Annotated in this window: 9 protein-coding genes; 6 read left to right on the top strand and 3 right to left on the bottom strand. The window is 65.8% G+C overall.

What is annotated here, in order from left to right; translation table 11 throughout:
* Nucleotides 1–23: 23 nt before the first annotated feature.
* Complete coding sequence (locus LFT45_RS11110) at nucleotides 24–572, top strand: dihydrofolate reductase family protein (protein ID WP_236803271.1); 549 nt, start codon at nucleotides 24–26, stop codon at nucleotides 570–572.
* A 12-nt stretch (nucleotides 573–584) separates the two neighbouring features.
* Here LFT45_RS11110 and LFT45_RS11115 read toward each other — a convergent pair whose 3' ends face one another.
* Nucleotides 585–1,127, bottom strand: a complete 543-nt coding sequence (locus tag LFT45_RS11115; protein WP_442863552.1) for a hotdog fold thioesterase — start codon at nucleotides 1,125–1,127, stop codon at nucleotides 585–587.
* 178 nt (nucleotides 1,128–1,305) lie between these two features.
* Between LFT45_RS11115 and polA the strand changes: the two genes are divergently transcribed.
* From polA to rpsA, 3 genes are all read left to right on the top strand, one after another.
* Entirely contained in the window at nucleotides 1,306–3,942 is a 2,637-nt protein-coding gene (gene polA / locus LFT45_RS11120; protein WP_236809296.1) for a DNA polymerase I, read from the top strand.
* Nucleotides 3,943–4,002: 60 nt separating this feature from the next.
* Nucleotides 4,003–5,292 carry a GNAT family N-acetyltransferase gene (locus LFT45_RS11125; protein WP_336885572.1) on the top strand — a complete coding sequence of 430 codons (1,290 nt, stop codon included), beginning with the start codon at nucleotides 4,003–4,005 and terminating at the stop codon, nucleotides 5,290–5,292.
* A 192-nt stretch (nucleotides 5,293–5,484) separates the two neighbouring features.
* The gene (gene rpsA / locus LFT45_RS11130; RefSeq protein WP_102974277.1) at nucleotides 5,485–6,960 is read left to right on the top strand and encodes a 30S ribosomal protein S1; all 1,476 of its coding nucleotides are present in this window, start codon (nucleotides 5,485–5,487) and stop codon (nucleotides 6,958–6,960) included.
* 91 nt (nucleotides 6,961–7,051) lie between these two features.
* Here rpsA and LFT45_RS11135 read toward each other — a convergent pair whose 3' ends face one another.
* Entirely contained in the window at nucleotides 7,052–7,618 is a 567-nt protein-coding gene (locus LFT45_RS11135) for a type 1 glutamine amidotransferase domain-containing protein (protein ID WP_236803272.1), read from the bottom strand.
* Between the two features lie 89 nt (nucleotides 7,619–7,707).
* Entirely contained in the window at nucleotides 7,708–8,412 is a 705-nt protein-coding gene (locus tag LFT45_RS11140) for an IMPACT family protein (protein ID WP_442863553.1), read from the bottom strand.
* 144 nt (nucleotides 8,413–8,556) lie between these two features.
* On the opposite strand from LFT45_RS11140, the gene coaE reads away from it, so the two are divergent.
* Both coaE and uvrB read left to right on the top strand, forming a co-directional pair.
* Nucleotides 8,557–9,792, top strand: a complete 1,236-nt coding sequence (coaE, locus tag LFT45_RS11145) for a dephospho-CoA kinase (protein WP_236803274.1) — start codon at nucleotides 8,557–8,559, stop codon at nucleotides 9,790–9,792.
* Between the two features lie 62 nt (nucleotides 9,793–9,854).
* Nucleotides 9,855–11,975, top strand: a complete 2,121-nt coding sequence (gene uvrB, locus LFT45_RS11150; RefSeq protein WP_236803275.1) for an excinuclease ABC subunit UvrB — start codon at nucleotides 9,855–9,857, stop codon at nucleotides 11,973–11,975.
* The last annotated feature ends 172 nt before the right edge of the window (nucleotides 11,976–12,147 follow it).

The raw sequence follows: 12,147 nt of genomic DNA on the forward strand, positions 1-12,147 counted from the left end.
ACCCGAGTGGCTAGGCTGGGTCCATGCCCAGTGTCCAGTATTACGTTGCGTCCTCCCTCGACGGCTTCATCGCCACGGCAGACGACGACCTTGCCTGGCTGCTGCAGTTCGACGGCTTCGAAGGCGGCAAGGAAAGCTACGACGCCTTCATATCCGGCGTCGGCTGCATCGTCATGGGCGGGACCACCTACGGGTGGCTGATGGAGCACGAACCCGGCAACTGGCCTTACCCCGGCACGCCCTCCTGGATCTTCACCCACCACGAGTTCAGCGCCCCGCCGGGAGCCGACATCACGTTCGTCCGGGGCGAGGTGACCGAATTCATCGACGACCTCTGGCGTGACGCTGCCGGCAAGAACATCTGGGTGGTGGGCGGCGGCGAGCTCGCCGCCCAGTTCGCCGGCGCCGGCCTCCTGGACGAACTGATCGTCTCGGTCATCCCTGTGGTGCTTGGCGGCGGAAAACGGCTGCTTCCCCTCGTCCAGGGCCCGACGGCGCCACTCGAGTTGCAGGAGGCGCGTCCCCAGGGGCGGGGGATCGTGGAGCTCCGGTACCGCTGGCCTGGCCGCTAGCCTCTTCCGCCGCTACCGGATGAGGTTGGTGATGCGCGCCGTGGACAGCCGGCGCCCCTGTTCGTCGGTCATCACGATCTCGTGAGTGGTCAGCGTGCGGCCCAGATGGATGGCCGTGCACGTTCCGGTTACCGTGCCCGCGGAGACCGCGCGGTGGTGCGTGGCGCCCACCTCGATGCCCAGCGCCTGGCGGCCCGGACCGGCGTGCATCCCCGCGGCAAACGACCCCAGGGTCTCGGCCAGCACCACATGCGCGCCGCCGTGCAGGATCCCGGCCACCTGCGTATTTCCCTCCACGGGCATCGTGGCAACGCACCGTTCAGGGCTCATCTCCAGGAACCGGATCCCCATCTTCACCACGAGGGCGCCGATGCCGTAGTCCGCGAGCCATTCGTGCAGGTGCTCGGGGACGCCGGCCTCAAACAGCTCTTTCATGAACTGAGCTTCAACCGAGGCTGCAACCTCGGCGGGCGCCGCGATGGCCGCGTCTGCGGCTGCGCCGGCCTCTGTGGGGCTGGCCTCACCGCCAGGGCCGGGCGTGAAATTGTCCATCATGGCAACTAGGCTGGCACCTGTGAGTGAAACAACCAAACCGGCCCCAATTCCGTCCACAACCCAGACCCTTCAGGACATTGCAGTGTCCCCGGCTGACGCCCCGTCGGTATCGGCCACCCAGGCTCCCGTCGTTCCCCTGACGGAGCAGCCCCGGCTTCTGGTGCTGGACGGGCACTCCATGGCCTTCCGGGCCTTCTTCGCCCTCCCGGCCGACAAGTTCTCCACGGCCCGGGGCCAGCACACCAACGCGATCCACGGCTTCACCTCCATGCTCATCAACCTGATCAAGGAACAGAAGCCCACCCACATTGCCGTGGCCTTCGACGTCTCGGATGACACCACTCACCGCAAGGCCGAATACAGCGAGTACAAGGGTGGCCGCAACGAGACGCCCCGCGAAATGAGCGGCCAGATCGACCTCATCGACCAGGTCATGGCCGCGTGGGGCATCAAGACCATCAAGATGCCCGGCTACGAGGCGGACGACATCCTGGCCACGCTCGCAGCCATGGGTGAAAAGGCCGGCTACGAAGTCCTGCTCGTGTCCGGCGACCGCGACGCCTTCCAGCTCATCACGGACAACGTCTTCGTGCTGTACCCGAGGAAGGGCGTCAGCGACATCCCGCGCATGGACGCCGCCGCCATCGAGGCGAAGTACTTCGTCAGCCCCTCCCGGTATTCAGACCTCGCGGCCCTGGTGGGGGAGACCGCTGACAACCTGCCGGGCGTCCCGGGAGTCGGACCCAAAACGGCAGCCAAGTGGATCAATCTCTACGGCGGCCTCGAAGGCGTGCTGGAACACCTCGATGCCATCGGCGGGAAGGTGGGGGACGCGTTGCGGGACAACGTGGATGCGGTCAAGCGCAACCGGAAGCTGAACCGGCTGCACACCGACCTTGACCTCCCGGTGACGCTGGACGAGCTGGCTGACCCGCGGCCGGACCAGAAGGCTGTGGAGGAGCTCTTCGACGAGCTCGAATTCAAGACGATCCGCACCCGTCTCTTTGATCTGTACGCGAGCGAGGCGCCTGCGCCGGAGCGCGAGCCCCTGGAGAGCAGGGACTTTGCCGCGCTGGCCGACGCGGACTCGCTCCGGGCCTTCCTCGAGGCAGGGGCTGGGCAGCGGTCCGCCCTCGCCGTGGACGTGCTGCCCGGCCGGATCGGCGAGGACGCGGACGCCGTCGCCATCGTGCGGGACGACGCCGCCGCCTACGTGGACCTCACCGCGCTGGACGCCGACGCCGAAAATGTGCTGGCCCAGTGGCTCCGGGACGCGGGATCGCCGAAGGTGATGCACGGCTACAAGGCGGCGCTGAAGGCATTGGCCAACCGTGGGTTTGGTTTGGAGGGTGTGGTGGATGACACCTCCATTTCCGGCTACCTCATCCAGCCCGACCGCCGCACCTACGAACTGGCCGAACTGGCCCAGTTCCACCTGAACATCCACATCACGCCCGAGGCCGCCAAGGCCGGCCAGCTGGAGCTGGCGTTCGACGACGACGCCGCGGCGTCCGGTGCGCTGGTCCAGGTGGCCGCCGTCGTCCATAAACTGAGCCGGTTCTTCGAATCGGAACTGAGGGAGCGCAAGGCCGAGGATCTGCTGGCCACGCTGGAGCTGCCGGTGGCCCGTGTCCTCGCGGATATGGAGAAGACCGGCATCGCCGTCTCCATGGAGCTGATGGACGAACAGCTGGCGGACCTGGCCAGGGTGATCGACGATGCGCAGGAACGGGCGTTCGCCGCGATCGGCCACGAGGTGAACCTCGGTTCGCCGAAGCAGCTGCAGACGGTCCTCTTCGAGGAGCTGCAACTGCCCAAGACCAAGAAGATCAAGTCCGGGTACACCACGGACGCCGCTTCGCTGAAAAACCTGCTGGAGAAAACCGGGCATGAATTCCTGGTCCAGCTCATGGCCCACCGCGAATCGGCGAAGCTGCGGCAGATGGTGGAAACGCTGAAGAAGTCCGTGGCCGAGGACGGGCGCATCCACACCACCTACGCCCAGAACGTGGCCGCCACCGGGCGCATCTCGTCCAACAACCCCAACCTGCAGAACATCCCGATCCGCAGCGAGGAGGGCCGCCGCGTGCGGGGCATCTTCGTGGTCAGCGACGGCTACGAGTGCCTGCTGTCCGCGGACTACTCGCAGATCGAGATGCGCATCATGGCGCACCTGTCCGGCGACGCCGGCCTGATCGAGGCCTACCGCGAGGGGGAAGACCTGCACCGCTTCGTCGGCTCGTCCATCTTCCACGTGCCGCCGGCCGAGGTGACCAGCGCGATGCGCTCCAAGGTCAAGGCCATGTCCTACGGCCTGGCCTACGGGCTGACGTCCTTCGGGCTGTCAAAGCAGCTCGAGATCTCGGTGGATGAGGCCAGAAACCTCATGAAGGACTACTTTGACCGGTTCGGTGCCGTGCGGGACTACCTCCGCGGCGTGGTGGACCAGGCCAGGGTGGACGGCTACACGGCCACGATCGAGGGCCGGCGCCGCTACCTGCCGGACCTCACCAGCACAGACCGGCAGCTGCGCGAGAACGCCGAGCGCATCGCCCTCAACTCACCCATCCAGGGCTCCGCGGCGGACATCATCAAGCGTGCCATGCTCGGCGTGCACTCGGAACTGGCCGCACAGGGGCTCAAGTCACGCATGCTTTTGCAGGTCCATGACGAACTCGTGCTGGAAGTGGCCACCGGCGAACGGGAGGCAGTCGAAAAGCTCGTCACGGAGCAGATGGCCGCCGCCGCGGAACTCAGCGTTCCGCTGGAAGTCCAGATCGGCGTCGGCACCAGCTGGTACGACGCCGGCCACTAGCCTCAACGGACCCCGCCGCGCCGGAGGCGGGGCGGGGGACCATTGGTTAGGCTCGGGGTTGTGTCTAATCTGAGCGCTGACTATGAAATCCGTCGGTTCCAAGCGGCTGCCACAGACGATCCTGCATACGCGGAGTCGGTTGCCTGGATGCGGGCGGTAGCCTTCGGCATCCACGATGCCCGGCGCAGCGATGAACGGGTGGACAAAAGCATCGAGCTGCAGCGCACGGACGGGCGCGTCCTGACCGGGGTGTACCAGGTTGGAACGGTGGCCGGTCACTCACTCGGAGCGGACGTGCCCGTTGCCACCTTCGGGACCATGACCAAGACGCTGAACATCGGCTTTGGCCGGTTGCTGGACACCCGGCTGGTGACCGCCGTGACGGTCCGCACTTCACACCGGCGCCGCGGCCTGCTGCGCCGCATGATGGGGGAGGCCCTGGCCCGGGAGGAAGGCCTGGCGATGGCAGCGCTCACGGCGTCCGAGGCCTCGATCTATGGCCGGTTCGGGTTTGGCGTGGCCACGTCCGAGCAGGGCCGTGAAGATGGACACCACGGCGGGTTTCCGGCTCAACCACACCCCGGTGGGCAGCGTCGAGGTGGCCGACCCCAAAGTGCTGCTGGACCTGGCTCCGGAGGTCTTCGACCGCCTGCACCGCAGCACGCCCGGATCCATCGGCCGGCACGAGTTCTACCGGCAGTTCGCCTCGGGATCCGTCAGCCGCGACGGGGGCGAAGACCCGAAGGTCAAGGTGGCGTTGCACTACGGGCCGGCGGCGACGTGGACGGCTACGTCTCGTACAGGTTTGCCGGCTGGTCCAGCACCCCGTACACCATGGAGGTGGTGGACCTGGTCGCGGCGACAGGAGCGGCGTACCTCGAGCTGTGGCAGTACCTGGCCGCCATCGACCTGGTGGACCGGATCACCTGGGAGGAAGCGCCGGTGGACGATACGCTGCGGTGGGCCCTCGAGGACGCGCGCTGCGTGGAGGCCTCGGAAGCGCGGGACATGCTCTGGCTGCGGATCCTCGACGTGAAGCGGGCCCTGGAAGCCCGCCACTACCCGGCCGACGGGCGGCTGGTGCTGAATGTCGCCGACTCCCTCGGCCTGACCGGCGGCACCTTCACCGTGGACGCTGAGGGCGGCGGCGCTGTGGTCACCTCCGGAGGCGGCGGCGCGCCGGACCTCGAGCTGGATGTCGCGGCGCTGTCCGCCATCTACCTCGGTGGAGTCAGCCCCGTGACCTTGGCGGCGTCGGGACGCATTCTGGAGCACACGCCGGGCGCGGCGTTCCGCGCCGCCCGCATGTTCGCCGTCGAACGTCCGCCGCACTGCCTGACGCATTTCTAGCGCTTTGACCCCGGTTGGCGCTTGCCACTAGAATAAACGGGCGTGTACTACGTGCACGTTTTTTCTTCAATCCACAAAATCAGGATGACCAGGCACTTCCCTGCGAAGTGCCCACACCTGCGCCTGCGTTCCATAACGCAGGCGCGGCGGTTTGCCTGACCGACTAACTATCCACAACGGAGCCCCTACTACATGACCATCACCTCCACCGAGAAGCCCGGTACCCCCGTAGTCGCAATCAACGACATCGGTACCGCTGAGGACTTCCTCGCAGCTGTCGACGCGACCATCAAGTACTTCAACGACGGAGACCTCGTCGAAGGTACCGTCGTCAAGGTCGACCGCGACGAAGTTCTGCTCGACATCGGTTACAAGACCGAAGGTGTCATTCCCTCCCGCGAGCTTTCCATCAAGCACGACGTTGACCCCGGAGATGTCGTCTCCGTTGGCGATCAGGTCGAAGCCCTGGTGCTCACCAAGGAAGACAAAGAAGGCCGCCTGATCCTCTCCAAGAAGCGTGCTCAGTACGAGCGTGCCTGGGGCGACATCGAGAAGGTCAAGGAAGAAGACGGTGTTGTCACCGGTACCGTCATCGAGGTTGTCAAGGGTGGTCTTATCCTCGACATCGGTCTGCGCGGCTTCCTGCCCGCATCCCTCGTCGAGATGCGCCGTGTGCGCGACCTGGCTCCGTACATCGGTCAGCAGATCGAAGCCAAGATCATCGAGCTGGACAAGAACCGCAACAACGTTGTGCTGTCCCGCCGTGCATGGCTCGAGCAGACCCAGTCCGAGGTCCGCTCCACGTTCCTCAACAAGCTGGAAAAGGGCCAGGTCCGTCCCGGCGTCGTTTCCTCCATCGTCAACTTCGGTGCCTTCGTGGACCTGGGCGGCGTAGACGGCCTGGTTCACGTTTCCGAGCTGTCCTGGAAGCACATCGACCACCCGTCCGAGGTTGTCGAAGTTGGCCAGGAAGTCACCGTCGAGGTTCTCGAGGTCGACCTGGACCGCGAGCGCGTTTCCCTGTCGCTCAAGGCTACGCAGGAAGATCCGTGGCAGACCTTCGCCCGCACCCACGCCCTCGGCCAGGTTGTTCCGGGTAAGGTCACCAAGCTCGTTCCGTTCGGTGCGTTCGTTCGCGTCGAGGACGGCATCGAAGGCCTCGTTCACATCTCCGAACTGGCTGTCCGCCACGTTGAGCTGGCTGAGCAGGTTGTCTCCGTTGGCGACGAACTGTTCGTCAAGGTCATCGACATCGACCTCGAGCGCCGCCGCATCTCCCTCTCCCTCAAGCAGGCGAACGAGGGCGTTGACGCCGACAGCACCGAGTTCGATCCGGCTCTGTACGGCATGGCCGCTGAGTACGACGAAGAGGGCAACTACAAGTACCCGGAGGGCTTCGATCCGGAGTCCAACGAGTGGCTTGAAGGCTACGAGAACCAGCGCGCCGCCTGGGAGCAGCAGTACGCTGACGCCCAGACCCGCTGGGAAGCCCACAAGAAGCAGGTTTCCCAGCACGCTGCCGACGACGCTGCTGCAGCAACGTCCGGTGAGAGCGACTCCGGCACCACCAGCTACTCCTCCGAGCCGGCTGCCACCGATTCCGGTGCAGGCACGCTTGCTTCGGACGAGGCGCTTGCCGCTCTGCGCGAGAAGCTGACCGGCAACTAATTGCCCGGCATTAGCTAATTGCCACTGAAAAGGTGGCCGTCCCCGCGAGGGGGCGGCCACCTTTTTGTTTGCCGTTTCTTACTGTGGAATGTCAGGCGGTCTGCCCGGCGTGCTCGCCTTCGGCGATCTCCTCGAGCACCTTGTTATTGAATGCGGGCAGGTCGTCCGGCTTCCTGCTGGTCACGAAGCCCTGGTCCACCACGACTTCCTGGTCGCTCCAGTTGGCCCCCGCGTTTCGCAGGTCGGTGGCCAGTGTGTGGTAGGAGGTGAGGTTCCTGCCCTTGACGACGCCCGCATCGATGAGCAGCCAAGGGCCATGGCAGATAGCCGCCACCGGCTTGTGCTGTTCAAAGAAGCTGCGGGCAAACGCCTGCGCGTCCTTGTCCACCCTGAGGTGGTCGGCGTTCACCACGCCGCCCGGGATCACCAGGGCGTGGAAGTCCGCGGCGTTGGCATCCTGCAGGGTCAGGTCGACGTCGAAGGTGTCGCCCTTTTCGACGCCCTCAAAACCCTGGAGCTTTCCGCTCTTCGGAGCCACCAGGACAGGTTCGCCGCCGGCGTTCTTGACGGCGTCCCACGGGCTGGTCAGTTCGACCTGCTCCACGCCGTCCGTCAGCAGGAAGGCGACCCTCTTGCCGGTGATGTCGTACTCTGACATGCGTCCTCCTTTTTTCCGTGTGGTGCCTTACACGTCCACCCTAGAAAAGCGCAAAGTCATAAGCAAGCTGATGATTCTTTCCTGCCACGTCATCGCGGAACGTCAATCCACTCAGTGTCCTCGCGCTGGAGGGCTGCACTTCCGGCGGTCAGGGCAGCCAGCCGGTCGGCCGCCGCGGCCAGGTCTCCCGGCTCGTCCGGCAGCGCGAGGCGCAGGACTGTGGACTGGGTTTCGTAGCCGGTCTCCGCCATCGCATAGCCCGCGCTGCGCAGGTCGTTCTCGAGGCGCCCTGCCGCGGCGTGTGGTACCCGGACGGCACAGATGCGCAGCCGCCGGCGCTGCACCAGCGGTGCCAGTTCCAGCGCCGTCGAGACTGATTCGGAGTAGGCGCGCACCAGCCCGCCGGCTCCCAGCAGAATTCCGCCGAAGTAGCGCACTACGACGGCACTTAGGTCGCTGAGGTCCGTCACCCCGGGTGCGGTTTCGCGCCGGAGCAGGGCCTCCAGCATGGGGATTCCGGCGGTGCCGGAGGGTTCGCCGTCGTCGCTGGACCGCTGGATGTCCCGGTCCGGCCCTAGAACGAACGCCGAGCAATGGTGCCGGGCGTCATGGAACTCGCGGCGAAGGTCAGACACCAGCGCGCGGGCATCCTCTTCGGTCCCCGCCCGCCGCAGGACGGTGATGAACCGGGAGCGCTTGATCTCGATCTCATGGCGGAAGCCGTCCCCGGCTGCCAGTGTGGTGTACGCGGATGCCCTGCTCTCTTGTTCTTGCACCGCCCAAGTGTAGGACATGGGCCCACACCGCCAGGGGCCACGACGCCGAGGGGCCCCAATCGAGCTTGCGAGATTGGGGAGGCGGTGGATGGGCCCACGCCGCCAGGGTGTCCTGGCCGAGCGGAGCGAGGTTAGGGAGGCGGTGGGGATTAGTCTTGGGGAGTGCTGAAGATTGGGTTGACCGGCGGCATCGCCTCGGGGAAGTCGCTGGTGGCGACGCGCCTGGAAGAACTGGGAGCAGTGCTCGTCGATGCCGACGCGATCGCCCGTGAAGTGGTGGAACCGGGAACTCCGGGGCTGGCCGCCGTCGTGGAAGCGTTCGGCCCGGACATCCTCGACGGCGAGGGCCGGCTGGACCGGCCGCGCCTCGGGGCCATCGTGTTCCAGGAGCCGGAACGGCGTGCCGAGCTCAACGGCATCGTGCATCCGCTGGTGCGCGAACGCGCCGCTGCCGTGATTGCGGCCGCGCCTGGGGACGCGGTGGTGGTGCAGGACATCCCGCTCCTGGTGGAAACCGGACAACAGAAGAACTTTCACCTCGTGCTGGTGGTGGACGCGCCCGAGGATGTCCGGGTGCAGCGCATGACCGGGCACCGCGGAATGACGGAAGCGGACGCCCGTTCGCGGATAGCGGCCCAGGCGTCCCGCCAGGACCGGATTGCCGCTGCGGACGTGGTCCTTCCCAACTCCGGCACGCGTGCGGAACTGCTGGCCACGGTGGACCGTCTGTGGGAGGGGCGGCTCGTGCCCTTTGCGCGGAACATCAGCCAGGCCGCGGTGGCCGGCCGCAGCGGGGCACCCCTCCTGGTGGCCCCGGATCCCGACTGGCCGCGCCAGGCCGCCTGCCTGGCTGAGCGGCTCAAGGCCGCCGCTCCGGAGGGTTTACTGGCCGTGGACCACATCGGGTCCACGTCGGTTCCTGGCCTCGACGCGAAGGACGTCATCGACCTGCAGCTCGCGGTCGCTGATCTCGCGACGGCAGACCGGATTGCGCCCCTGCTGGGCGCCGCGGGGTTCCCGCTCTGGCCGGGCGTCCTGATGGACAGCCCCCACGGGCCCTTTGACCCCTCTGCCTGGTCCAAGCGCCTGCACGGCAACGCCGATCCGGCCCGTCCGGTGAATGTCCATGTCCGGGTGGCCGGTTCGCCGGGCTGGCGGTTTGCCCTCTGCTTCCGCGACTGGCTGCGCACCGATCCGGCGGCCCGGGAGGAGTATGCCGCGGAGAAGCACAGGGTGGCCGCCCTGCACGCCGCCGACGCCAACACGTCCGGCTACGCGGACGACAAAGAGGCCTGGTTCCGCGACGTCGGGGCACCCGGAATGGAACGGTGGGCCGAAAGCAGCGGCTGGCACCCGCCGTCGTACGTTTCAAGCGCCGCCAGCGCGGGTCAATGCTGAACCCAGTACAGCCCAAAGCGGAATGAGGAGTTCCTGTCAGTGGCCGGTTGTAGATTAGATGCATGAGTCTTGCGCAGGAGGTCAACCGGGTCGTCGCGCCCTTCGAGGTCATCAGCGAGTTCAAGCCGGCCGGTGACCAGCCGGCGGCCATCGCCGAACTCACCGAACGCATCAGGAACGGTGAAAAGGACGTGGTCCTGCTTGGTGCCACCGGCACCGGTAAGAGCGCCACTACGGCCTGGCTGGTAGAACAGATCCAGCGGCCCACGCTGGTGATGGTCCAAAACAAGACCCTGGCTGCCCAACTGGCCAACGAGTTCCGCGAGCTGCTGCCCAACAACGCCGTGGAGTACTTCGTCTCCTACTACGACTACTACCAGCCTGAGGCGTATGTGGCGCAGACGGACACCTTTATCGAGAAGGACTCCTCCATCAATGAGGAAGTGGAACGGCTCCGGCACTCCGCCACCAACGCCCTGCTGACCCGCCGCGACGTGATCGTGGTGGCCACGGTGTCCTGCATCTACGGCCTCGGTACGCCGGAAGAGTACATCGCCGGCATGGTGACGCTGCGCAAGGGCGACGAAATGAACCGGGACCATTTGCTCCGGAAGTTCGTTTCCATGCAGTACGTGCGCAATGACATGGACTTCCACCGCGGCACCTTCCGTGTCCGCGGCGATACCGTGGAAATCATCCCCATGTACGAGGAACTGGCCATCCGGATCGAGTTTTTCGGTGACGAGATTGAGAACATCCACACGCTGCATCCGCTGACCGGTGAAGTAATCCGGGACGAGGAGGAAATGTATGTCTTTCCGGCCTCGCACTATGTTGCCGGACCCGAGCGCATGGCCCGGGCAATCAAGCGGATCGAGGATGAACTCGCCGACCGGCTGAAGGTCCTGGAAAGCCAGAACAAACTCGTCGAAGCCCAGCGGCTGCGGATGCGCACCACGTACGACCTCGAGATGATGCAGCAGATGGGCTTCTGCAACGGCATCGAAAACTACTCGTCGCACATTGACGGCCGTGCCCCCGGTACGGCTCCGCACTGCCTCCTGGACTACTTCCCGGACGACTTCCTGCTGGTGATCGATGAATCTCACGTCACCGTCCCCCAGATCGGCGCCATGTACGAAGGCGACATGTCCCGCAAGCGGAACCTGGTGGACTTCGGGTTCCGGCTGCCCTCCGCCATGGACAACCGCCCGCTCAAGTGGGACGAATTCCTCCAACGCGTAGGCCAGACGGTCTACTTGTCTGCCACGCCCGGCAAATACGAACTCGGCAAGGCGGACGGCTTCGTCCAGCAGATCATCCGGCCCACGGGCCTGATCGACCCCGAGGTGGTGGTCAAGCCCACCAAGGGGCAGATCGACGACCTGCTGGGGGAGATCAAGACCCGCACGGAGAAGAACGAACGCGTCCTGGTCACCACGCTCACCAAGCGGATGGCGGAGGACCTCACCGACTACCTCCTCGGCCATGGCATCAAGGTGGAGTACCTGCACTCCGACGTCGACACGCTGCGGCGTGTTGAGCTCCTCCGTGAGCTCCGGATGGGTGTGTTCGACGTTCTGGTTGGCATCAACCTGCTTCGGGAGGGCCTTGACCTGCCGGAGGTCTCCCTGGTGAGCATCCTGGACGCGGACAAGGAAGGCTTCCTGCGGTCGTCAACGTCCCTGATCCAGACCATCGGCCGTGCCGCGCGCAACGTCTCGGGCCAGGTCCACATGTACGCGGATCGGATTACCGACTCCATGGCCCATGCCATCGATGAAACAAACCGGCGCCGCGCCATCCAGGTGGCCTACAACACGGAAAACGGAATCGATCCGCAACCGCTGCGGAAGAAAATCGCCGACATCACGGACCAGTTGGCCAAGGAAGACGCGGACACGGATGCGCTCTTGGGCAGCTTCGACTACGGCAAGGGCAAGCGCGGTATCACTGCGGCGGCCAAGGGCGGCAAGGCGGCCAAGAAGGGCGCTGCCACCGTCCGGGCCGACGGGCTGGCGGCGGCGCCTGCCGAGGACCTGGTGGGCCTGATCGAGCAGCTGACCGAGCAGATGCACGGAGCGGCCGCCGAGCTGCAGTTCGAAGTGGCCGCCCGGATCCGCGACGAAGTTTCCGAGCTGAAGAAGGAATTGCGGCAGATGCAGTCGGCGGGGCACGCGTAGTGTCACGTGGCGCATCGGGCACCGCCTCTAGGGTAAAGTTGAGGTCACGTAGGGGAGTATCCCAAGCGCTACGAACGTCAACACGCAGGGCACAGATGCCTTGCCGGGCGTAGCGGGCAGCCACATCAGCACAAAGTGCACAGGTTCGCCGGAGAGACTTACACCGGTTTTC

Origin of the sequence: Arthrobacter sp. FW305-BF8 (assembly GCF_021789315.1) — a bacterium.
Classification (GTDB): domain Bacteria; phylum Actinomycetota; class Actinomycetes; order Actinomycetales; family Micrococcaceae; genus Arthrobacter.